This is a genomic window from Mesorhizobium sp. BR1-1-15 (assembly GCF_020165475.1).
Lineage (GTDB): Bacteria > Pseudomonadota > Alphaproteobacteria > Rhizobiales > Rhizobiaceae > Mesorhizobium.
Map to the genome: position 1 here is coordinate 277,493 of NZ_JAIUIF010000003.1, position 23,468 is coordinate 300,960.

Consider the following 23,468-nt stretch of genomic DNA (forward strand, 5'->3'; position numbering starts at 1 on the left):
GCCGCCGTCACTTGCCGGCCTTCGGTTTTTCGACATGGCCGCCGAATGCATAGCGCATGGCCGACAAGAGCTTGTCGGCGAATTCGGATTCGCCTTGCGAGGAGAAGCGGTCGAAGAGGGCCGAGGACAGCACCGGCGCCGGCACGCCGGTGTCGATGGCCGCTTTCAGGGTCCAGCGGCCTTCGCCGGAATCGGACACCCGGCCGCCAAACTGGGTCAGGCCGGGATCGCTCTTCAACGCGCCGGCGGTGAGATCAAGCAGCCACGAGCCGATGACGCTGCCATGCCGCCAGACCTCGGCCACCTCGGCAAGGTCGATGTCAAACTGGTAGTATTCGGGGTTCTGCAACGGGCTGGTCTCGGCATCGGCCTCGCGCTTGACCTTGCCGGCATTGCCGGCCTTGAGAATATTCATGCCTTCGGCATAGGCGGCCATGACGCCGTACTCGATGCCGTTATGGACCATCTTGACGAAGTGGCCGGCGCCGCTCGGGCCACAATGCAGATAGCCGAAGGGCGCCGTGCCGGCCGTCTTGTCGGGAGCGGGCGCACCCGCATCCGCGCCGGGCGCCAGCGTGGCGAAGACCGAATCGAGATGCCGGACCGCGTCATCGGGCCCGCCGATCATCAGGCAGTAGCCGCGATCCAGGCCCCAGACGCCGCCGCTGGTGCCGACATCGACATAGTTGAGGCCTTTGGCGGCGAGCTTGGCGGCCCGGTCGACGTCGTCGTGATAGTAGGAATTGCCGCCGTCGATGATGATGTCGCCGGGTTCCATCAGCGCCGCCACCTGATCGACGATCTTGCCGGTGATGGCCGCAGGCAGCATCAGCCACACGCAGCGCGGCTTGGCGAGCTTGCCGACGAATTCCGCCATCGATGCAGCCCCCGAGGCGCCGTCGCCGACCAGGGCCGCGACGCTTGCCGGGTTGATGTCGTAGACGACGCATTCGTGGCCGTCACGCATCAGGCGCCGGACCATGTTGGCGCCCATTCGGCCCAGTCCCATCATTCCGATCTGCATGGTCTCATCCTTGTGTCTTGAAGAGGATCTGCCGGGAAGGATCTACAGTCTGTCCTGTTCACCAATGATGACGGAGAAGTCGACATTCTCCCAATCGCCGCTGCCGGGCCAGAAAAAAGTGAAGATCAGCGTGCTCCCCTCGGGCAGGCCGGCGACCGGCAGATCAGCAACATGGACGCCGAAGGCATTCTCGCTGGTCGCGCTGTCATGCACGGTCGCCCAATTGTCGACGCTCCAATGAACGGTTGCCTTCGCCAAAAGCTCGACGCGCATTGTCTTGCCGGCCGGCATGGAACGGATCTTGTTGTTGAAGCGCCATGTCCGGAACGGCGAGACGGTCCTATTGTCGATATAGCGTTCGACGCCTTGGGGCGGCATGTCGAACACCGCGCCGTCGCGCAGCGAGCGCAGCAGCTTGATATGTTCGGAATGCGCCCAGACCAGCGGCATGGCGCTGCCCGAGGGCTTGCCATGCAGCAGTTCGCGCTCGGGGAGGTCGGCGCCGTCCCAGATCTGCTCCGGCAACAGGCCGCCCGGTCCGGACGAGCCCTCCATTGCCGCCAGCAGCGAGGTCGCCTTGTCCTTGCGTCCGGCCGCCAGCTCGTAATGGGCCCGTTCGCCGGCGAGCAACGGCCAGGGGCGGCCCTGGCCGGTGCCGTCGAATGGCGCGCCGTCCTCATGCTCGCCATAGCCGTCGCCGGTGTAGCGATACCAGAGCGGCCCCTGCGGCAGTTGCCGGCGCAGCTGCGCGTCGATGACCTTGACCGTGTCGACGATGCGCGGATCGTCGGCTGCCCTGAGGCCAAAGCGCACCAGGGCCAATGCGTCCGGGCTGACGATTTCCTGCGCCGGCCGGTCGGCATCGCCAGGCGGGCGGTTTTTGATCGGCACATAGCCGTCCTTCGGCGAACCGGCCTCGGCGCTGTCGGGCGGTGCGATGCGGACATAGTAACCCGCGACGCCGGTCGCCTCGCAGCTTGCCGTGCCGGTGACATAGGTCCAGCGCTCGACCTGGTCGTTCCAGCCGTCGGCGGTCTCGCGCAGATAGCTTGCTGCGTCCTGCTTGCCGCAGGCCTCCAGCATATCCGCGGCGGCAAGCAGCGCCGCGATCTCAACGGCGAGCGTGAACGGGCTGTAACCGGAATCCTCCTCCCAACGGTCCTCGCCGGTGACGGGTCCATTGCGCACGACATAGGCTGCGGCGCGCTCGATCATCGGCAGGAAGCCAGAGAGCCTGGCGCGCGGCAAATGGCCCTGGCGCCGCAGCGCATCCGCCAGCAGCAGCGGAAAGGCGCATTCGTCCATCTGGATGCCCGGCCAATAAGCTGTCCCATCGAGCCAGGCGTTCTGCGGCCAGTGGCCATCCGGCTGCTGGATGGAGCAGAGATAGTCGAGGGTTTGCAGGGCCGAAGCGGCATCGCCGGCGGCGAGAAAGCCGCCCGCCGTCTCGACCAGATCGCGCGGCCAGATCAGATGGTAGCCGCCGAGATCGTCGTCGCCCTTGTCGAAGCCCCACGGAATCGACAGGCTGGCGACCGCCGCACCCCGCGGGGTCGATGATCGATGCGTCGCCAGCACGGCGGTGGAGATCCTGTAGCTGTTCACTCCGGACGCGCCACGGCGGTCCAGCCGCAGCAGGCCAGCCTGCCATTCGCGCCATTGTTCGGCGTAGGACGTCGCCGCCGCCGCGAAACCCTGCCTGAGGCTGGCGAAGGCATTTCGAGCGGCCTCTTCGGACGTCGCCCCGAAGCCCAGCGCCAGTACCGTTTTGGTGCTGTTGGCGGAAAACCCGATTTCGCCGGTCAGCGCGACATTGCCGTCCTCGGCTCGCTGAAAGGCTGGATCGAGCCGACCGGTGTTGCGCAGTTGCTGCCAGCCGTCGGAGACGCCGACATAGCCGGCCGAGCAGTTCCGCCAAGACAGCGATGAGGCCAACGCCAAGCAGGTGCCGCGACCCGAGGCGAACAGCACAGGCTCTCCCTCGTGGTCGCCGATCCAGGCGGTGTTGCCCATCCCGGCATTGACCAGATGCGGCGCCAGCAAGGCGTGGACGCGGAAGTCGTCGCCCGGCGCGCCCTTGAGCGGCGTGAAGGTGATCTCCTGCAGCAAGGTTGGTCGCGCCGGGTCGGCCAGGATGCGCTTCTCGATCCGGTAGGCACCGTCATCAGCGGTGTTGACCAGCCTGTAGCCTGGCACGCCTTCTTCGAACAGTTCGATGCCATGCGCGGCATCGCGCTTTTCTTCCGAGAAATATCCGTTCGGGCCGGTGACGATCAAGCCGAGGTCGCGCGTGCAGGCACTGTCGACACCGGGATAATAGATCTCGTTCAGGATGCCATGGCTGAGCGTGAACCAGACGCGGCTCGAGGGCGAAAGCGCCGCGCCGACGCCGCTTTTGGCGCTCGACGTCCAGCGCGCCGGAATTCCCGGAGCCCCCGGGGGAACGATCGGCGTCACTGCCATGCGTCTGCGGCCTCCTGCCCGCATGCCTAGCCCATCCACCGAAGCTATTTCAATGATCGCACCGCAAAGTGATCGGCGGCTCCTTATGGATTGCAGTTGACAGCTCGCCGGCCTTCTGCACTTTTGTCTGACAATAGATAAAAAACAGGTACGCAAGCGCGATAGTCACCAACAGCCATCAAGACCAGCAACTCTCGGGAGGAGTATGACATGAAGAAATTGTTCGTTCTGGGCACCCTTGCAGCGGTGCTCGCAGCCGGTACGGCATTTGCCGACACCAGCGGCAAGAAAATCGCTTTCTCCAACAATTACGCCGGCAATTCGTGGCGGCAGGCTATGCTCGACAGCTACGGCATCGTCACCAAGAAAGCGGTCGACGACAAGATCGTCGCAGCGGCCGATGTTTTCACCACCGCCGACAAGGAAGTGCCGACGCAGGCCGCCCAGGTGCAGAACCTGATCCTGCAGGGCTATGACGCCATCGTCATCAACGCCGCCTCGCCGGATGCGCTGAACGGCGCCATCAAGCAGGCCTGCGATGCCGGCATCGTCGTCGTCTCCTTCGACGGCACCGTCACCGAGCCTTGCGCCTACCGCGTCGTGGTCGACTTCAAGGACATGGGCAAGCAGGAAGTCGAGCAGATGGCCAAGTTCCAGCCCAAGGGCGGCAACCTGCTTGAAATCCGTGGCCTCGCGGGCACGTCGATCGACGACGCCATCCATGCCGGCATCCTCGAGGGCGTCGCCGCTCACCCCGAATTCAAGATCGTCGGCTCGGTGACCGGCGACTGGGACCAGACCACGGCGCAGAAGGCGGTCGCGACTATTCTGCCGTCACTGCCCGACATCGTCGGCATCGTCGACCAGGGCGGTGACGGCTATGGCGCCGCGCAAGCCTTCGCCGCCGCCGGCAAGCCGCGCCCGACCATCATCATGGGCAACCGCCAGGACGAGCTGAAATGGTGGAAGGAGCAGAAGGAGAAGGACGGCTACCAGACCTGGTCGGCCTCCATCGCGCCCGGTGTGTCGACGCTGGCCTTCTGGGTGGCGCAGCAAGTGCTCGATGGCCGCAAGGACATTCCCCACGACCTGCTGGTGCCGTATCTCGCCTTCACCCAGGATGATTTCGAGGCCGCTCTGCCGAAGATCAAGGAGGGCGGGGTCGCCACGCACGAATACACACAGGAAGATGCCATCGCGGCCATCAAAGCCAATATCAAGTGAATGTCGCACACGCGTTGCCGTGCGCATCGCCGACCGGATATCGTTGAGCATGCCAGAGGGGACCGCGGACATCATTCGACTGAACGGCGCCGAAAAGCATTTCGGCGCCGTTCGCGCGCTTGGCGGCGTCGACTTCACTGTCGGGCCCGGCGAGTGCGTCGGCCTCGTCGGCCACAACGGCGCCGGCAAATCGACGCTCATGCACATGGTGGCGGGCACGCTGACACCCGACAGCGGAACGATCGGCGTGCATGGTGAGGCCGAGGAGAACTACTCGGTGTCGCGGGCACAGCAGCTCGGCATACGCTGCGTGTTCCAGGAATTGTCGCTGTGCCCCAATCTCAGCGTCGCCGAGAACACGCGCATCAACCACGCCTCGCTCACCGGCTTCGGCTGGCGGCGCAAGGCGGCCGAGCTGATCACGGCCAAGCTGGACGAAATCTTTCCCGACCATGGCATTTCGGCGGCCGACATCGCCGGTGACCTTTCAATCGGACGGCGACAGATGGTGGAGGTGGCGCGCGCGTTCACGCTGACCCGCGAGCCGCTGCACCTGGTTATCCTCGACGAGCCGACGTCCTCGCTCGACGCGCACACGGCGGGTCAGCTGCTTGCCTTCGTGCGCCGCTTCGTCGCGTCGGGCGGCAGCTGCATTCTCATCTCGCATGTGCTGGGCGAAGTGCTGCAGAACGCCGATCGCATCGTCGTGATGCGCGACGGCAAGGTTGTCGCCGCCGACGCGGCCAACGCTTTCGACCGCGATAGGCTGGTCGCCACCATGGGCGGCGCCGAAGGACATCGGAGGACCGCCACCGAAATCCGGAAAGCCGAGGCCGGCCCGTTGCGCGTGCGCGCACGGCCGGCGCGGCAGCAGGACGGCAAGGAGCTGGTGGCCCGCGCCGGCGAGATCATCGGACTCGCCGGCCTGGCCGGCCATGGCCAGACCGACCTGCTGCTGGCGATCTTCGCCGCGGCATCGCGCGCCAAGGCCGGCGTCGAGGTCACCGCACCGGTGGCGCTTGTGGCCGGCGACCGCCAGGCGGACGGCATCTTCCCGCAGTGGTCGATCGCTGAAAATATCGGCATCCGCTCGCTGGCTCGGCTGCGCAACGGGCTGTTGATCTCGCCTCGGCGCGAGGCCGAACTGGCCGGGTTCTGGCAAAAGAAGATCGGCATCCGCACGCCGGATATGAACAACAACATCTTTTCGCTGTCGGGCGGCAACCAGCAGAAGGCCTTGTTCGCCCGGGCTCTCGGCTCCGATGCCGGGATCGTGCTCATGGACGACCCGATGCGCGGCGTCGACATCGGCACCAAGCTCGAGGTTTACGATCTCGTGCGCGAGGAGGCCGGCAAAGGTCGCACCTTCCTCTGGTACACCACGGAAACGGAAGAACTCGACAATTGCGACCATGTCTATGTCTTCAAGAACGGCCGCATCGTCGCCAATCTGACGCGCGACGAGCTGACGGAAGAAAAGATCATCCAGTCCTCCTTCGGCGACGCGGCCTGAGATGACGGCCGTCTCTGTTCAAAACGGTTCGAAGACCTTTGGGAGCGGAGCGGCACGCGCCCGCCTGCTGCGCGGGCTGCTGCCGGCGCTGTCGCTGGTGCTGGTGCTGCTCGCCATCGCCTGGCTCAATCCGCGCGCCATCAGCTATTTCGGCTTCGGCCTGATGCTCAACCTGGCGATCCCGATCGCGCTGGCGACGATTGCGCAGATGTTCGTCATATCGGGCAACGAGCTCGACCTGTCGATCGGCACCTTTGTCGGTTTCGTCGGCTGCGTAACCGCGACCTGGTTGAAGGACGCACCGCTCATCGGCGTCCTCGTCCTGCTCGGATCGATCGGCGTCTATGCGCTGCTCGGCGCGCTGATCCACCTGCGCAATTTGCCATCGATCGTAGTGACGCTGGGCATGAGTTTCGTCTGGCAGGGGCTGGCCATTCTCGTCCTGCCCAAGCCCGGCGGCAAGGCGCCGGACTGGCTGCTGGCGATCATGGCGTTCAAGCCGCCCTTTGTGCCCTTCCCGATCATCGCGGCGCTGCTGATCGGCCTCATTGTCCATTTCGGCCTGATGCGCACCTCCTATGGCGTGATCCTGCGCGGCTCGGGCGGCAACCCGGCTGCGCTCAAACGTGCCGGCTGGTCGCTGCTCAAGACCAAGGTCGTGTTGTTCGCGCTGACGGGTCTGTTCGGCGTGCTGTCCGGCATGGCGCTGATCGGCATCACCACTTCGGCCGATGCCAATATCGGCAATGGCTACACGCTGCTTTCGATCGCCGGCGTCATCCTCGGCGGCGGCGAATTCGTCGGCGGACGCGTGTCGCCGATCGGCGCGGTAATCGGCGCGCTGACCTTGGCGCTGGCGGCATCGCCGCTGCTCACCTTCATGCACATCCCGCCCGACTGGCAGGTGGCGGCCAATGGCGCCATCCTGATCATCGTGCTGGCGGCGCGAGTGCTGATCAGCCGCAAGGAGAGGTGAGCGATGACGCTGGTTAGATCGCTGGCTGCCAAACCCTGGATCTGGTCGTTCGTCGGCGCGCTTGTGGTGTGGCTGGCGACGATCGCCTTCACCGGCGGCTATGGCGCCGGCGGCATGGTAACCGCTGCCCTTTCGCTCGCGGTGTTCACCGTCATCGTCGGCGTCGGCCAGATGTTCGTCATCACGCTTGGGCCGGGCAATGTCGACCTGTCGCTACCGGCCAATATCGGGCTCGCCAGCGCGGTGGCCATGAAGGTGATGGGCGGCAGCGATGCCATGATCGTGGTCGGGCTGCTGGCCGCGCTTGCCTGTGGTGCCGCGATCGGTGCCGTCAACTATCTGCTGATCTGGGCGCTGCGAATACCGCCGATCATCGCCACTTTGTCGGCGAGCTTCATCATCCAGTCGGTCGACATCAGCTATGGGCGCGGATTGCAGATCAAGCCGCCGCCGGGCTTTGCCGATTTCGCCAACCGGCAGGTTCTTGGCATTCCGGTGCTGGCGGTTCTCACCGTGCTGTTTACCATCGGTGCAGCCATCGCCTTGCAGCGCATGATCTATGGTCGCTCGGTGCTGGCGATAGGCCAGAACATCCGCGCCGCCTGGCTCGCCGGCGTCAATGTCGGCCGCGTCCGTTTCCTCACCTACACGCTGTCGGGCGCGCTCGGCGGCATCGACGGCGCGCTGCTCGCCGGTTATTTCCGCGGCGCCAATGTCGATATCGGCAACGAGTATTTGCTGGCTTCGATCGCCGTGGTGGTCATCGGCGGCACCTCGGTGGCCGGCGGCAAGGCCAATGTCCCCGGCGTTTGGGGCGCAGCACTGTTCCTGGTGCTGCTTTTGACCATGCTCAACACATTCGGCGTCAGCGCCGGCGTGCGCCTGCTCTTGACCGGGCTGATCATCGTCGGCGTGATCACGGCGGCCGGCGGGGAGAAGGCGGTGCGGTGATATTCGCCTCACTTCAACCGCAACTCGCCAGCGTGCCGCCCTACAGCCTGTCCTGACAAGTCTTGTGCCAGTGCGACACACGGTTCCCATTCGCGGCGCGGCCTAGTAAACCCTCCCGATCGCAGCCGGTCTCGGGAGGTTCAGCTTGTCCAATTTTGTCAGCGTCGCCAGGGACAACGACGTCGCCATCATCACCATCAACAACCCGCCGGTCAACGCGCTGAGCTTTCATGTCCGCGAACCACTGATGCAGGCGCTGGTTGCCTTGCGTGACGACGCATCCGTCGCGGTCATCGTCGTCGCATGCGCGGGCCGGACCTTCGTCGCCGGCGCCGACATCACCGAATTCGGCAAGCCCGTGCAGCAGCCCGAGCTGCGTGCCATCATTGGGACGCTGGAAACCATCGCCAAACCTACGGTCGCCGCCATCCACGGCACCGCGCTGGGCGGCGGGCTGGAGCTGGCGCTCGGCTGTCACTTCCGCGTTGCCGATGCCGACGCCAGGCTCGGCCTGCCCGAGGTGAAGCTTGGACTGCTGCCAGGCGGCGGCGGCACGGTGCGGCTGCCGCGCCTCGTCGGCGCGATCAAAGCGCTCAGGATGATCGTTTCCGGTGCGCTGGTCGGTGCTGATGAGGCGCATGAAGCCGGACTGGTCGATGCTGTCTTCGAGAGTAACGTGACCACGCATGCCGTGAACTTCGCCAGGGAGATCGCTCGCAAGGGCGGGCCGTTCACGCCGGTGCGCGACCGCGATGACGAGATCAAGAAAACCGAGCTGGCCGCTTTCGATGCCGAGGCGGCGGATCTCGCCAGGAAGGCGCGCGGCCTCGACGCACCGATCGCTTGCGCGCAAGCGGTGCGCAACACCGTCACGATGTCGTTCGAGGAAGCTCTGGCTGCCGAACGCGCGCTGTTCATGAAGCTGGTTGCCGGCGATCAGTCGCGGGCGCAGCGGCATCTGTTCTTCGCCGAGCGTGAAGCCGCAAAGATCCCGGGCAAGGACCTTGTCCGGCGCAGGATCGCCCGCGTCGGCGTCATCGGCGCCGGCACGATGGGCGGCGGCATCGCCATGGCCTTCGCCAATGGCGGTTTTCCAGTCACCTTATTGGAGACCAGCGAGGAAGCCTTGCAGCGCGGGCTCGGCATGATCGACAAGAATTATGCCGCCTCCGTTTCGCGCGGCTCCTTGACCGAAGATGCCAGGCGCCAACGCCTCGCTCAATTCAAGGGCTCCACCGACTATTCCGACCTCGCCGATTGTGACCTGATCATCGAGGCGGTGTTCGAGGACATGGCGGTCAAGAAGGAGGTGTTCGGCAAGCTCGACGCCGCGGCCAAGCCGGGCGCCATCCTTGCCACCAACACCTCTTATCTCGATATCGACGAAATCGCCGCCTCGATCTCGCGCCCGCAGGACGTGCTCGGCCTGCACTTCTTCTCGCCGGCCAACGTCATGAAGCTGTTGGAGATCGTGCGCGCCGACAAGACCGCGCCCGACGCGCTGGCAACCGTAGTCGACTTGGCGCGGCGGATCGGCAAGGTGGCCGTCGTCGTCGGCGTCTGCCACGGCTTCGTCGGCAACCGCATGCTGGCCGCGCGCGGCTCCGAATCGGAAGCCTTGCTGCTGGAAGGCGCGACGCCCAGCCAGATCGACAAGGCCTTCACCGATTTCGGCTGGCCGATGGGGCCCTTCCAGATGAGCGATCTCGCCGGCCTCGACATTAGCTGGCGCAACCGCAAGGCGCGAGGCCAGACGGCCGTGATCGCCGACACGTTGTGCGAACAGGGGCGTTTCGGCCAGAAAACCGGTCGAGGTTATTATCTTTACGAGAACGGGTCACGTATGCCGGTCCCGGACCCGCAGATCGATGCGCTGATCCGCGGTAAGGCAGCCGAGAAGGGCATCGCGTCGCGCGAAATCAGCGCGGAAGAAATCATCGAGCGCACGCTCTATCCCATGGTCAACGAGGGGGCCAAGATTCTGGAAGAAGGGATAGCCGCCCGCGCCTCCGACATCGATGTCATCTGGGTCAACGGCTATGGCTTTCCCATCGGCAAGGGCGGTCCGATGTTCTGGGCCGGCCTCGAAGGCGCGCCCAGGATCGTCGAGCGGCTCGAATATTGGCACCAGCGGACGGGCAAGGATGTTTTCAAGCCGGCGCGGCTGCTGAAACGGATGGCCGAGACCGGCTCCTGGGAGGCTGGCGCAAGACCTTGATCGAAAGGCGGTTGAAGGCCGTCGGAATTATCTTATCCGCGCGTCGATGATTTCGACAAAGCGGGCAAAAAGGCCGGCCTGCGATTTGATCTTGAGCTTGCGATAGATGTTGCGGCGATGGACCTTCACCGTCCCCGGCACGATGCGCATGGCCCGGGCGATTGATTCGGTGGAATGCCCTTGCAGCACTAGATCGACGACATGCTTTTCGCGCGGCGTCAGGGACAGGCTCTTCCAGATATGGGCGCGATCGAACTCGTTGACCGCCGCCAATGCATCGTCTTGCCTGGCCTCGGCCGGCTCGTCGGCGGGAAGGGCGGGCCAGCGCAATCGGGCGAAGGCGACCACCGCCGGCGCCATGTCGCGCAGCAGTCTGGCGTCGGCGGTCCCGAACGGACCTGAAGCGCGCAGCCGCATCAGCGACAGCACCAGCGCATCCTTGCCCGGCAGCGGAACGAAGAAGCCGACCTCCTCGGCCAGCCTGGTCTGGCTGTAGTAGGAGCGAAAATATTCGCTGGCGTAGAAGCGGTCGGGCGCCAGCTCGCGCATGCGCCAGAACCCTTCCTTGCGCTCGACCGCCGCATGGTGGAACGGATCCAGCAGGTATGGGCCTTCCTGGTAAAGCGCAACGAAGACATGGCTCTCGGCCGACGAGAAGGTCTCGAACAGCAGCGGCGGGCGTGCAGCGCCGCGATAGCCGAAGACCACGCAGTGGTCGAAGCCGACATGCTGCCGCAGCCAAGCGACCATCGCCTTGCCGAAGACGTCGCCGCTCGTCTCCCGCGTCGCCGCGACCAGCGCGGCGAGCTGGCTGTAGTCGTCGCTGCGGGACATCCAATACCCCCTTAAACAAGAAAATAGGTCAGATATACCACCTGCGAGGTATATACTAGCTGCCATTGGCTCTGGTAGCGTCCCGAAATCGCATCGTCCTGTCGCTGGAGCCCGCAGCCTTGACCGCAGTGCCCGACATCGAGTTTCGCGGCGTCACCAAGCGCTATGGCGCGGTGACCGCGGTCAGCGGCATCGATCTGGCCGTGCCGCCCTCCGCCTTCGTCGCCCTGCTCGGACCATCCGGCTGCGGCAAGACGACCTGCCTGCGCATGATCGGCGGCTTCGAACAGCCGAGCGAGGGCAAGGTGCTCATCCGCGGCCAGGACATGGCCGACACGCCGCCCTACAGGCGGCCTGTCAACATGGTGTTCCAGCAATATGCACTGTTCCCGCATTTGGACGTGAACGACAATGTCGCCTACGGGTTGCGCCAGGCACGACCGCGGCTGTCGTCGCGCGAGATCGGCCTGCGGGCAGGCAAAGCGCTGGAAATGGTGCGGCTCGCCGGTTATGGCGGCCGCAAGGTCCACGAACTGTCCGGCGGCCAGCAGCAGCGTGTCGCTCTCGCCCGCGCGCTGGTCAACAAACCGGCGGTGCTGCTGCTCGACGAGCCGCTGGCGGCGCTCGACAAGAAGCTGCGCACCGACATGCAGATCGAATTGCAGAACCTGCAACGCGAGATCGGCATCACCTTCGTGCTGGTCACCCACGACCAGGAGGAAGCGCTGTCGATGAGCGATTTCGTCTGCGTCATGAATGGCGGCCGCATCGTTCAGCTTGGGCAGCCGAGCGAGATTTATGACGAACCGGCCGACCTGTTCGTCGCCGATTTCGTCGGCAAGACCAATCTCTTGAGCGGCGCCGTCGCAGGGCATTCGGGCGATCTGGTGGATGTGAAGCTGGCCGATGGCACCGTCATCGCGGCGCGCAAGCGGGTGGATTTGCGGCAGGGCGAAACCGTTTCGGTCAGCCTGCGTCCTGAATCGCTCAGTCTCGGTGGCCCGACTAGCGGCCCGCTCAAGGGCATCGTCCGCAACCGGATCTTTCTGGGCTCCACGGCGGAATACGCAGTCGAGGTCCAGGGCATCGGAACGCTGCTGGCCAAGGCCGACCACATGATCGGCCAGGGCAATCTCTTCAAGCCGGGTGAACCCGTCGCCATCGGCTTTGCCGCCGGAACGCCGTTGGCGTTCGCGGATCCAAAGAACAACGGGACCAACCAGAGGGTAGAAAAACATGTCGAAATCATATCGTGACGGACTGCCGATAAGCCCCGAGAATTTCGTCGACCAGCTAATGCGCCTCAAGCGCGGCTCGATCGGCCGCCGCGACTTCCTTGGCCTCACCGGCCTCGGCATCGCGACGGCGGTGATGGCGCGCGAGATCGGCATCATGCCGACGCCGGCCTTTGCCGCCGAGAACCTCGGCGACCGCATGTCGATTGCCACCTGGCCCAACTATCACGACCCGCAGACCTTCGAGAATTTCAAGAAGGACACAGGCGTGGCCGTCGAGGTCAACGTGTTCGGCTCGAATGAGGAGATGCTGGCCAAATTGCAGGCCGGGGCGTCGGGCTGGAGCCTGTTCGTGCCGACCAATTACACCATCTCGACCTACAAGAAGCTCGGCATCATCGAGCCGTTGGACATGGCTAAGCTGCCGAATTTCGACGGCACGCAGGAAGACCCGCGCTTCACCTCGGAAGGCACGATCGACGGCACGATCTACGCCGTGCCGAAGAATTGGGGCACGACAGGATTTGCCGTCAACACCAAGAAGCTGACCAAGCCGATGACGAGCTGGAAGGAATTCTGGGACACCGCCATGACCGAGGGCGACGGCCGCACTATGGTGCACGACTATCAGCTGACCACCATCGGCAATGCGCTGAAATATTACGGCTACTCCTTCAACTCGCTGAAGCAGGACGAACTCGCCAAGGCCGAGGAATTGCTGCTCAAGGTCAAGCCGCATCTGTTCGCGGTGTCTTCCGACTACCAGCCGGGCATGCGCGCGGGCGATGCCTGGATGACCATGTGCTGGACCAATGACGGTGCGCAGCTCCATCGCGACATTCCGGAGATCGCCTATGTGCTGGGCAAGGAAGGCGGCGAGATCTGGACCGACTTCTACGCCATCCCGAAGGACGCGCCGAACAAGCCGGCCGGCTACGCCCTGCTCAACTATCTGATGAACCCGCAGGTCGCGGTCAAGGAGCACCTCGCCAACGGCGCGCCTTCCACCGACGCCCGCGTCAACAAGCTGCTGCCGAAGGAGGTGCTGGACAATCCGATCCTCTATCCGGCGGCCGACCTGTTGACGCCGCTGGAATTCGGCGCGGCGGCAACGCTGACCGATCCGGGCCGCGCCGAGCTGATGGCGCGCTTCAAGTCGGCTTGAGCCAGGCGGGCAACAAATCCCATTCGAGACAACTTGACCGGCGGGCCCAGACCCGCCGGCACCAGGGCAATCCTTCGATGCGCGGCATTCGCAAAAATCTGCTGACGGCCATGCTGCTCGGGCCGGCGGCCGCCTGGCTCGTCGTGTTCCTGGTGCTGCCGTTCATGGCCATCGCCGTCTTCAGCGTCGGCGAGCGGGCGCCGGAGGGCGGCTATCAGGCGGCCTTCACGCTGGCGCAATATGCCAATCTTCCGGCGCGGGCGACCGCGTTCTGGAACACGATGGTGCTGGCTCCGGTGGGCGCGCTCGCCTGTCTGCTCGTCGCCTATCCCGTCGCCTATTACCTCGCCCTGCGGGCGCCGCAGCGCTGGCGGCTGATCCTGCTCGCGCTGGTCGTCATTCCGTTCTGGACCAGTCTGCTGATGCGGACCTATGCCTGGATGTACATTCTGGGCGGACGCGGCATCCCGGCGCTGCTCGCGCTTGCCGGCATCGAGGACGTCAGGCTGATCAACACGCCGGGCGCCGTCCTGCTCGGCATCGTCTACGGCTATCTGCCGCTGATGATCCTGCCGATCTATGTCAGCCTCGAGCGGCTCGATCGCGGCCTGCTGGAGGCCTCCGCCGATCTCGGCGCGACGCCGCTCTCCACTTTCCTGGGCGTGACCTTGAAACTGTCGCTGCCCGGCGTGATGACCGGCTTCTCGCTGGTGATGATCCTGCTGCTCGGCGAATACCTGATCCCGACGCTGCTTGGCGGTGGCAAGGTGTTCTTCATCGGCAATGCGCTGGTCGACCTGTTCCTGCAGTCGCGCAACTGGCCGTTCGGATCGGCCATCGCGATCACGCTGGTGCTGGTTTCGGTGGTGGTGCTGATTGCCGCCAACCGCATCTCGACCCGCGTCTCGGGCGCTCGCCGGGTGGATCTGATCTGATGCGCGCGTTCGTCATCGCCGTTTTCGCCTTCCTCTACATGCCGATCGCGCTGGTCGTGCTGTTTTCCTTCAACGCCGGTCACCACGCCAGCGAGTTCACCGGTTTTTCGGTGCAATGGTACGGCAAGGCGCTGGCGAACCCATTCCTGGTCGAGGCGCTGAAGAACAGCCTGTTCATCGCCACCACCAGCGCCTTGCTGGCGGCGGTGTCCGGCACGGCGGCCGCGCTCGGCCTGGCACGCGTCGGGGTGCGGACCCGCGCTGTCTTCGACGCCTTGCTTGGAGCCGCAATCGTCGTTCCCGGCGTCGTCATCGGCATTTCGACACTGGTCGCGCTCGTCCAGCTGTTTGCCGTCGTCAATCCGTTCCTCGCCTCGATCTGGCCGGACGATCAGCCGCCGCGCCTGTCGCTCGGCTATGGTTCGATCATCGCCGCGCACGGCCTGTTTTCGATGGCGCTGGTGACGATGATCGTCGGCACGCGCCTCGGCAGCCTCGACCGCAATCTGGTCGAGGCCTCGAGCGATCTCTATGCCACGCCGCTGACGACGTTCCGTTCCATCGTCCTGCCGCAGATCTTGCCGGCGGTGGTCGCCGGCTTCCTGCTCGCCTTCACCTTCTCCTTCGACGATTTCATCGTCGCCTTTTTCGTCGCCGGTGCGCAGACGACGCTGCCGATCTATGTCTTTGCGTCGATCCGGCGCGGGGTGACGCCGGAGATCAATGCCATCGCGACGATCGTGCTCGTCGCGTCCGTCCTGCTTGTGGTGCTTGCCCAATGGCAGCTGCGCCAGCGCAAGCCGTCAAACTGAAGGTCGCATCATGATCCTCGAAGACCGCATCGCCGTGGTGACAGGCGCCGGTTCCGGCATCGGGCGCGCCGGCGCCATGCTCATGGCCAGGGAAGGCGCGGTGGTCGTCATCGCGGACAGGGATCGGACCAGCGGCGAGGCGACGGCTTCAGATATACGCGCCGCGGGCGGCCGGTCGGAGGCGGTCGCCACCGACGTCTCGGACGACAATGCGGTCGAGCAGCTCCTTGCCGGTACACTCGACCGGCATGGGCGCATCGACATCCTGCACAATCACGCCGGCATCCAGGTCGGCGGCACGCTGACCGAGGTCGAGACCGGCGGCATGGACGCTTCCTGGCGGGTCAATGTGCGGGCGCAGTTCCTGGCGGCAAGGATCGTCATGCCATCGATGGTCGCACAGGGCGGCGGCGTCATCCTGAACACGGCCTCCAATTCGGGCGTGTTCTACGACCGCGAGATGATCGCCTATGCGACCTCGAAACATGCCGTGGTGGCGATGACCAGGCAGATGTCGCTCGACTATGCCCGCCACAATGTGCGCGTCAACGCGCTCTGCCCCGGCTGGGTCGACACGCCGTTCAATGGACCGTTCATCGCCCAGATGGGCGGACGCGAGGCAATCGAAGCCTATGTCCGCACCAAGATCCCGATGGGCCGCTGGGCCAGCGCCGAGGAGATCGCCGAGGCGATCCTCTTCCTCGTGTCCGATCGGTCATCCTTCATGACCGGCCAGGCGTTGGTGATCGACGGTGGCGAAAGCATCGGCTGAATCAGCCGTCTGGGCCTTCGGCCGATTGGTGAAAAGCGCCGTCGCCTGCGCGTTCTGGGCCAGAGCCGCGTCGCCGGCCGGCAGCGCCGAAATCAACTCTGACCGGCAGTTCGGACCATGGTCCGACCGGCATGGGACTTCAGTACCGCAGCCGTTCAAAGACATAGATTTCCTTTTAATGTCAACCAGTTACTGTGCCGACAGGTTGCCCAGCTCTCTTATTGAGACAGTCTTTGTCTAAAGTTTACTGCGCATAATTAGCGGCTTCTCATACGAACTTACGATAGCAGCGGGCGCAGGGCGTTTCCCCAGGAGACTGACATGACAAACCGGAAAACTGTGTTGGCGGCGCTAGCCGCACTGGCGCTTCTGGCGTCTCCGGCACTGGCCGGCAATGGACACGGCGGAGGCCATGGCGGTGGTCACAGCGGCGGCAATGGCAATGGCAATGGCGGCGCCCACGGCAACAGCGGCGCTGCGCACGGCAAGTCCTCGTCGGCCCGCGGGCAGGTAGCCAAGGCGACAAGGGACGCAACGATCACGGTCGATACGAAGACAAAGGTTTCGTCCCTGCCCAAGGAAAAGAACCTCCACGCCAAGCTCGGCCGGCTGAACTCGCTGCAGCGCAACGTCAACGCCTATATGAATTCCAAGAGCAAGAAATTCGCTGCGCTTCAGGCCTTCGTGACGCAGTCGGCAAAAGCCAAGGTCGCACAAATCCAGCTGGACGCTTTGAATTCACAGCTGGACGCACTGACGTCGCTGACGCCGGACCAGATCGCCGCCATGACCCCCGAGGAGCAGGCGGCCCTGCCTGGACAGATATCGGCTCTGCAGGACCAGATCGCCGCCCAGCAGGAGGTGGTCGACGCGGTGGCGGTCGGCACCGACCCGGCCACGCTCGACGCGGCGTTGACCGATATGGCCAACAAGCCCGTCGACGCCGAGGTCACCGCTTGGGCCCAAGGCGTCCTTGCCGGCAAGATCGACGAGACGGCCGCTGCAATGCAACCGACGCCCTAGCATCGCCAAGAACGACGGGGCATCCGGCCTCACATGTGTTTGCGGCCAACCGCTTCGTGGCCGATGTCTTGTCCGATCACCTCAAGCTGCGGTGGCTGCTGGCATGGATGCCGCGGCCGCCAACGTCTTCGGCTGCGGCAATCGTTGCGCGAATATCTGAAAATACTCGACCAGCTCGAAAGCCGGCAGTATTAGGTTACTGCCGATCTGCTTCGCGTCCATCTGCGGCTCTCGCAAACTGCGACCGCAAGCGGCCGGCCGCGGCGCTCCCGCGCCGTTCGGCATGATCAGCCGGCCGGAATGAAGAGGAAATAATTGACGCGTAAAGCCAGCCCGACCATCGCGCTGTTCCCCGAAGCAGGCTTCGGCGCGGCGCTGAATTGCGTCGGCATCGCGCGGGCCGTGCGGGGCCCCGCCTTCATCTTCCATGCCGGCCTTTCCGGCGTCTTTGCCGACAAGCTGCCGGCGCGCTTCATCGTCAATGTCGGCGGCCTGCGCGACGCTTACCGAGCGGTGCCCGACAATGTCTATCTCGGCGCCTGGTTTCCGCAGTCCTCGGCGGTGGCGAAGTTGGATTTGTTCATCCACCACGGCGGCAACACCGGCTTTTGCGAGGCGCTGCGCTTCTGTGTGGCGTCGCTGATCATGCCCTATTGCCGGGACGGCCACGACAATGCACCTCGCGCCGAAGAGACCGGCACCGGCGATCATATTGGCCGGGACGGCTGGACCGAAGGAGGATTGGAGAGAGCCATTCCCGGCCTGCTGGCCGACGACGCCATGCGCGCCCGCCTCAAGGGAAATGCAGCCAGATGGCGCTGACACCCAGAACGTGGCCGCGCAAGCCATACTCTCTCTGATACGGACTTGAACGAAATGCTTGAGAAGAACACGAATACCGCGCCCTTCAGCGATCCCAAGGCATGGTTGGCGCAGCACGGCATCAACGAGGTCGAATGCCTGGTGCCCGACATGAACGGCGTGCTGCGCGGCAAGGCGCTGCCGACGGCAAAATTCCTCAAAGCGCTGGAAGACCGTGCGCTTTATCTGCCGAGCAGCGCCTTCCTGGTCAGCATAGACGGCCGCTATTCCGGTTCCATCGACGAGGGTTTTGCGTATTCGGACCCCGACATGCGCATGGTGCCCGATGTCTCGACGCTTTGCCTGGCGCCGGGCGCCGGCGCTGGCAAGGCCTACGTCTTCGCCGACGCCTTCCACATGGACGGCCGGCCATGGATGGCCTCGCCGCGCCATGTTCTGCGCGCCGTGCTCGATCTCTACCGGCAGCGCGGCTGGCGGGCGGTAGTGGCGCCGGAGCTCGAATTCTACCTGACCGCGCCCAATCCCGATCCCGACAAGCCGCTGACCGCGCCGACCGGCGGCAATGGCCGCGCCGAGGCCGTGCAGCATCCTTATGACATGGCGGCGCTCGAGGAATACGAACCGGTGGTTCGGCGCATCTATGACTATGCTGCGATCGCCGGACTGCCGCTCGATACGCTGATTCATGAATCGGGACCGGGGCAGTTGGAGATCAACTTCCTGCATGGCGACGCGCTGCCGCTGGCCGACAAGGTGCTGCTGTTCAAACGGCTGACGCGCCAGGCCGCCCAGCAAGACGGCATGCACGCCACCTTCATGGCCAAGCCGATTGCCGCACAGGCCGGCAGCTCGATGCATCTGCACATGTCCGTCATCGACGAGGCCGGCAACACGTTGTTTGCCGGCAGCGATGATGCCGATACCGCGATGTTCGGTTATTTCATCGGCGGCCTGCAAAAATACATTCCCGAAATCATGCCGCTGTTCGCGCCCAACGTGAATTCGTTCCGACGCGTTAGACCAAACCACAGCGCGCCGGCCAACATCGAATGGTCGCATGACAACCGCTCCTGCGGCCTGCGCGTGCCGGCCGGCGGGCGCGCCGCGCGGCGGGTGGAGAACCGGCTGCCGGGTGCCGATTGCAATCCGTATCTGGCGATCGCCGGCTCGCTTCTGGCTGGCTATCTGGGCGTCGAACAGAAGCTGGCGCGCTCGGCGGAAGCATCCGGAAATGCCTACAAGATCAAGAGCACGCTGCCGAAAACGATGGAGGAGGCGCTGGATCGTTTCGAGGCCTGTGAACCGGTGCGCAAACTGCTCGGCGAGGACTTCTTCCAGACCTATCTGCGCGTGAAAAGCGTCGAGCTCGACCTGTTCCAGAGCGTGGTGACGAGCTGGGAACGCGACCACCTGCTGCTGAAGGTGTGATCATGGCATCTTCAACGGGTTTCAATTCCGGTCTCGACATCGGCAAGTCCTACTATGTCGCCACCGCCAATCCGGCGCCGGACCATCCGGCACTTATCGGCGATGTCGAGGCCGACCTGGTGGTCGTCGGCGGCGGCTGCACCGGTCTGTCGGCCGCTCTTCACGCCGCCGAACGCGGCTTGAAGGTGGTGCTGCTGGAAGGCGGCAAGATTGGCTGGGGCGCTTCGGGCCGCAATGGCGGCCAGATGATCCCCGGCCTGCGCAAGGGCGCCAAGGGCCTGGTCAAGCTTTATGGGCCTGAACGGGCAAAGGCGCTGTTCGATCTCGCCTTCGAGGCGCGCAGCCTGGTGCTCGACATTATCGAGCGCCATACGATCGACTGTGATCTCAGGCTGACCGGCCATCTGGTCGGCGCGGTCAACGGCTCCGATCTCAGGGATTTGGAGGAAGAGGCGAAATGCCTAGAGAGCGTGATGAAATTCCGCGACGTCGAGATCCTGTCGGCGGCGCAGGCCCGGGCCAAGGTCGACACGCCCTATCACGGCGCGATGTACGAGCCGCTCGGCGGCCACATGCATCCCTTGAATTACACGCTCGGGCTTGCCCGCGCTGCAAGCGCGGCCGGCGTCGTCATCCACGAGAATTCGGTGGCCGTGCGGCTTGAGCGCGAGCCTTCGATCCGGGTCTCGACGTCAAAAGGATCGGTGCGCGCAAAGCATGTCGTGCTGGCTGGCGACGCGCTGCTCAATGGGCTGGAGCCGCGCGTCAACAGCCGCATCATGCCGGTCGGCAACTACATCGTCGCCACCGAGCCGCTGGAGGGCTCCCGCAACGTCATTCCTGCCAATGTCGCGGTGTCCGACACGCGCTTCGTCGTCAACTATTACCGCATGTCGGCCGACGGTCGCCTGCTGTTCGGCGGCGGCGAGCGCTACACGCCGTCGCCGCCGGCCGATATTGCCGGTTTCGTGCGGCCGCACATGGAAGGCACCTTTCCGCAGCTCAAGGGCTGCCGGATCGACCATGCCTGGGGTGGGCTGGTGTCGGTGACGACGTCGCGACTGCCGCATGTCGGGCACTATGGCGAGGTCTATTACGCGCACGGCTATTCCGGCAAGGGCGTCATCCTGTCGACGCTGTCGGGCAAGCTGCTCGCCGAAGCCATCACCGGCGACGCCTCGCGGCTGGACCTGTTCTCGACGCTGACCCCGATGCCCTTCCCCGGAGGCACGGCGCTGCGCGGGCCGCTCTATGTGCTGGGAATGCTGTGGTATGCGATGAGGGATCGGATGAAGCATTGAGCTCGCGGCCAACCGGCTGATCGTGGCGCTGCATCCAAGCGTGATTCGCCAGCAGGGCAGGAGAGCTGTGGCTGGGTGGTTAAGTTCGCGCAGGCGCTTGACGAAATGCCGGCGCCAAGCGAACCGAGCTACGACATTGCGCGACCTGCACGCGTCGCACCAAGGCGGCGCATGAGGGAAACGGGAGAGCTGACTGACATGGCCGAAGCCTATATCTGCGACTATATCCGCACGCCGATCGGCCGCTTTGGCGGCTCGCTGTCCTCGGTACGCGCCGACGACCTCGGCGCCATTCCGCTGAAGGCACTGATCGAGCGCAATGCCGGCGTCGACTGGCAGGCGGTCGACGACGTTGTCTACGGTTGCGCCAACCAGGCCGGCGAGGACAACCGCAACGTGGCGCGCATGGCGCTGCTGCTGGCCGGCCTGCCGAAGGAAATCCCCGGCTCGACCGTCAACCGCCTGTGCGGCTCGGGCATGGATGCGCTGACCATCGCCGCCCGTGCAATCAAGGCCGGCGAGGCCGAGCTGATGATCGCGGGCGGCGTCGAATCGATGAGCCGGGCGCCCTTCGTCATGCCCAAGGCCGAGACGGCGTTTTCACGCAATGCCGAGATCTACGACACCACGATCGGCTGGCGCTTCGTCAACCCGCTGATGAAGAGTCAGTATGGCGTCGATTCCATGCCGGAGACGGGCGAAAATGTCGCCGAGGATTTTTCGGTTTCCCGCGCGGACCAGGACGCTTTCGCGGTGCGCAGCCAGGACAAGGCCGTCGCCGCGCAGTCCAATGGCCGGCTGGCCAAGGAAATAACCGCGGTGACCATTCCGCAGCGCAAGGGCGATCCGGTTGTCGTCTCTAAGGACGAGCACCCCCGCGCTGGCACCACGATAGAGGCCTTGGCCAAGCTGCCGACGCCGTTCCGGCAAGGCGGCACGGTGACCGCCGGCAATGCCTCGGGCGTCAATGACGGGGCGGCGGCGCTGATCGTCGCTTCGGAAGCGGCGGCCAGGAAATACGGCCTGACGCCGATCGCCCGCATCCTCGGCGGGGCCGCCGTCGGCGTCGCGCCGCGCATCATGGGCATCGGCCCGGCGCCGGCGACGCAAAAACTGTGCGCACGGCTTGGCCTGACGCCAAAACAGTTCGATGTCATCGAGCTCAACGAAGCCTTCGCCTCGCAAGGCATCGCAGTGCTGCGCCAGCTCGGCATCGCGGTGGATGCGCCGCACGTCAACCCGAATGGCGGCGCCATAGCGCTCGGCCACCCCTTGGGCATGTCGGGCGCGCGCATCTCCGGCACGGCGGCGCTGGAGCTGCGCGAACGCGGCGGCCGCTATGCGCTGGCGACCATGTGCATCGGCGTCGGCCAGGGCATCGCCATCGCGCTCGAACGGGTCTGAACAACCGCTCTCCCGGCTAGTCCAGGAGAGTGGATATGATCGATCTGCCAAATTTGACCATGTGGACAAAAGTCCGGACCCGTTCCATAGTTCCTCGTCTGATTTTTAGAACGGCCGGCTCGACACGGCTGTCGAACAGAGGGGACTGCAATGGAAAGCCGGAAGAACAAATCTCATTCAACGCGCGAAGGCCTTTCGCGGCGCAACGTGCTGGAGCTGGGCGCGCTTGGCCTGGCCGCCGCGATGCTGCCGGGCGGCGCCTTCGCCAAGGACAAGAAGCTGAAAGTAGCGGCGATCTTCGCCACGCCCATCGAGGAGCCGTGGGACAATCAGATCCATGTCGCTTTGCAGAAGGCCGAGAAGGAACTCGGCATCGAGTATAAATGGTCGGAGAAGGTGCAGACCGCCGACTTCAGCCGCGTCATGCGCGAATATGCACAGGGCGGCTATGAACTGGTGCTGGGCGATGCCTTCGCCGCCGAGCGTGAATCGCGCCGTACCGCCAAGCAGTTCCCGAAGACTGCTTTTCTGTTCGGCTCCGGCGCCGGGCCGGCGGAGCCCAATTTCGGCGTCTTCGACAATTGGATCCACGAGCCCGCCTATCTCTCCGGCATGATCGCCGGCAAGATGTCGAAGTCGGGCACGGTCGGCGCCGTCGCGGCGATGGGCATTCCGGAAGTGAACCGGCTGGTCAACGCCTTCTTCGCCGGCGCCAAGGAGGTCAATCCGAACATCAAGAAGAAGGTCGCCTTCATCGGTTCCTTCTTTGATCCGCCCAAGGCCAAGGAAGCGGCGGTGGCGCAGATCGACGCCGGCGTCGACGTCATCTATGCCGAGCGTTTCGGGGTCATCGAAGCGGCGGTGGAGAAAAAGATCTACGCCATCTCCAACATGTCCGACCAGTCGAGCCTTGGCCCCGACACCGTCATTACCGGCCCGGTCTGGGATATGTATCCCACCGTCGAACAAGCCATAAAACTGGTCAAGGCCGGCGTCTTCACGGCGCAGGACTATGGCGATTTCTCGCGCATGGCCAAGGGCGGTTCTCACCTGGCGCCTTACCATAAGTTCGACAAGACGCTGCCGGCCGAGGTCAAGGACATGGTCGAGAAGAAGAAGGCCGAAATCCTCGAAGGCAATTTCCGCGTCGACGTGGACGAGAACACACCGGTTTCGGATTGAGTTCCTTAACCCTCCCCCTTGTGGGGAGGGTCGATCCGCGAAGCGGAGCGGGTTGGGGTCGGCGCCGCACCCCACCCCGTCTTACGATCTTCGCTTCGCTGCGATCGCAAGCCGACCCTCCCCACAAGGGGAGGGTGAAGCAGAGCCATCTCCGCAGGAGCGCCCTTGCCCGCCCCCCTCATCGAA

19 protein-coding genes and 1 pseudogene are annotated in these 23,468 nt (G+C 64.7%); 16 read left to right on the forward strand and 4 right to left on the reverse strand.

The features are described 5' to 3' along the window. Positions 1-7: 7 nt before the first annotated feature. Together gnd and LB541_RS07565 are read right to left on the reverse strand one after the other, a co-directional pair. Entirely contained in the window at positions 8-1,024 is a 1,017-nt protein-coding gene (gene gnd, locus LB541_RS07560) for a phosphogluconate dehydrogenase (NAD(+)-dependent, decarboxylating) (protein WP_140492606.1), read from the reverse strand. Between the two features lie 42 nt (positions 1,025-1,066). Then, a complete protein-coding gene (locus LB541_RS07565) occupies positions 1,067-3,487 on the reverse strand; it encodes a glucan 1,4-alpha-glucosidase (RefSeq protein ID WP_140650142.1) in 2,421 nt (806 codons plus the stop codon). Positions 3,488-3,697: 210 nt separating this feature from the next. On the opposite strand from LB541_RS07565, the gene LB541_RS07570 reads away from it, so the two are divergent. The 5 genes from LB541_RS07570 (at position 3,698) to LB541_RS07590 (ending at position 10,369) form a co-directional block, all read left to right on the forward strand. Further along, positions 3,698-4,711, forward strand: coding sequence for an ABC transporter substrate-binding protein (locus LB541_RS07570; RefSeq protein ID WP_140650141.1), 1,014 nt, complete (start codon positions 3,698-3,700; stop codon positions 4,709-4,711). A 49-nt stretch (positions 4,712-4,760) separates the two neighbouring features. After that, positions 4,761-6,224, forward strand: a complete 1,464-nt coding sequence (locus LB541_RS07575; RefSeq protein ID WP_140650139.1) for a sugar ABC transporter ATP-binding protein — start codon at positions 4,761-4,763, stop codon at positions 6,222-6,224. A 1-nt stretch (position 6,225) separates the two neighbouring features. Then, complete coding sequence (locus LB541_RS07580) at positions 6,226-7,200, forward strand: ABC transporter permease (protein ID WP_140559250.1); 975 nt, start codon at positions 6,226-6,228, stop codon at positions 7,198-7,200. A 3-nt stretch (positions 7,201-7,203) separates the two neighbouring features. Next, on the forward strand, positions 7,204-8,151 hold the full coding sequence (locus LB541_RS07585) for an ABC transporter permease (protein ID WP_140554821.1): 948 nt from the start codon (positions 7,204-7,206) through the stop codon (positions 8,149-8,151). Positions 8,152-8,296: 145 nt separating this feature from the next. Then, positions 8,297-10,369 carry a 3-hydroxyacyl-CoA dehydrogenase NAD-binding domain-containing protein gene (locus LB541_RS07590; RefSeq protein WP_224618119.1) on the forward strand — a complete coding sequence of 691 codons (2,073 nt, stop codon included), beginning with the start codon at positions 8,297-8,299 and terminating at the stop codon, positions 10,367-10,369. Between the two features lie 27 nt (positions 10,370-10,396). On the opposite strand, the gene LB541_RS07595 is transcribed toward LB541_RS07590, so the two are convergent. Then, entirely contained in the window at positions 10,397-11,203 is an 807-nt protein-coding gene (locus LB541_RS07595) for a response regulator transcription factor (RefSeq protein ID WP_140524652.1), read from the reverse strand. Between the two features lie 119 nt (positions 11,204-11,322). Here LB541_RS07595 and LB541_RS07600 point away from each other — a divergent pair, with 119 nt between their 5' ends. The 6 genes from LB541_RS07600 to LB541_RS07625 all read left to right on the forward strand — a co-directional run bounded on the left by LB541_RS07600 (position 11,323) and on the right by LB541_RS07625 (position 17,145). Continuing rightward, entirely contained in the window at positions 11,323-12,459 is a 1,137-nt protein-coding gene (locus LB541_RS07600) for an ABC transporter ATP-binding protein (protein WP_140513973.1), read from the forward strand. Then, a complete protein-coding gene (locus tag LB541_RS07605; protein WP_140492580.1) occupies positions 12,440-13,603 on the forward strand; it encodes a PotD/PotF family extracellular solute-binding protein in 1,164 nt (387 codons plus the stop codon). Before LB541_RS07600 ends, LB541_RS07605 begins: the two co-directional genes overlap by 20 nt. A 77-nt stretch (positions 13,604-13,680) precedes the next feature. Next, positions 13,681-14,538: an ABC transporter permease gene (locus LB541_RS07610; RefSeq protein WP_224618120.1), complete on the forward strand. Its 858-nt coding sequence runs from the start codon at positions 13,681-13,683 to the stop codon at positions 14,536-14,538. Next, positions 14,538-15,350, forward strand: a complete 813-nt coding sequence (locus tag LB541_RS07615) for an ABC transporter permease (RefSeq protein WP_224618121.1) — start codon at positions 14,538-14,540, stop codon at positions 15,348-15,350. Before LB541_RS07610 ends, LB541_RS07615 begins: the two co-directional genes overlap by 1 nt. Positions 15,351-15,360: 10 nt before the next feature. Beyond that, positions 15,361-16,122: an SDR family NAD(P)-dependent oxidoreductase gene (locus tag LB541_RS07620; RefSeq protein WP_224618122.1), complete on the forward strand. Its 762-nt coding sequence runs from the start codon at positions 15,361-15,363 to the stop codon at positions 16,120-16,122. A 321-nt stretch (positions 16,123-16,443) separates the two neighbouring features. Continuing rightward, positions 16,444-17,145 carry a hypothetical protein gene (locus LB541_RS07625; RefSeq protein ID WP_224618123.1) on the forward strand — a complete coding sequence of 234 codons (702 nt, stop codon included), beginning with the start codon at positions 16,444-16,446 and terminating at the stop codon, positions 17,143-17,145. Between the two features lie 81 nt (positions 17,146-17,226). On the opposite strand, the gene LB541_RS07630 is transcribed toward LB541_RS07625, so the two are convergent. Next, on the reverse strand, positions 17,227-17,367 hold the full coding sequence (locus tag LB541_RS07630; protein WP_224618124.1) for a hypothetical protein: 141 nt from the start codon (positions 17,365-17,367) through the stop codon (positions 17,227-17,229). Between the two features lie 231 nt (positions 17,368-17,598). On the opposite strand from LB541_RS07630, the pseudogene LB541_RS07635 reads away from it, so the two are divergent. The 5 genes and pseudogenes from LB541_RS07635 to LB541_RS07655 all read left to right on the forward strand — a co-directional run. Continuing rightward, positions 17,599-18,016 (forward strand): annotated as a pseudogene (locus LB541_RS07635) (glycosyltransferase); the annotation flags it as partial. A gap of 5 nt (positions 18,017-18,021) precedes the next feature. Beyond that, positions 18,022-19,395: a glutamine synthetase family protein gene (locus tag LB541_RS07640; RefSeq protein WP_224618182.1), complete on the forward strand. Its 1,374-nt coding sequence runs from the start codon at positions 18,022-18,024 to the stop codon at positions 19,393-19,395. A 2-nt stretch (positions 19,396-19,397) separates the two neighbouring features. Further along, positions 19,398-20,696: an NAD(P)/FAD-dependent oxidoreductase gene (locus tag LB541_RS07645; protein WP_181172203.1), complete on the forward strand. Its 1,299-nt coding sequence runs from the start codon at positions 19,398-19,400 to the stop codon at positions 20,694-20,696. A gap of 198 nt (positions 20,697-20,894) precedes the next feature. After that, positions 20,895-22,100 carry a 3-oxoadipyl-CoA thiolase gene (pcaF, locus tag LB541_RS07650; RefSeq protein WP_140759168.1) on the forward strand — a complete coding sequence of 402 codons (1,206 nt, stop codon included), beginning with the start codon at positions 20,895-20,897 and terminating at the stop codon, positions 22,098-22,100. Positions 22,101-22,250: 150 nt separating this feature from the next. Then, complete coding sequence (locus tag LB541_RS07655; protein ID WP_140759166.1) at positions 22,251-23,282, forward strand: BMP family protein; 1,032 nt, start codon at positions 22,251-22,253, stop codon at positions 23,280-23,282. Positions 23,283-23,468 lie beyond the last annotated feature (186 nt).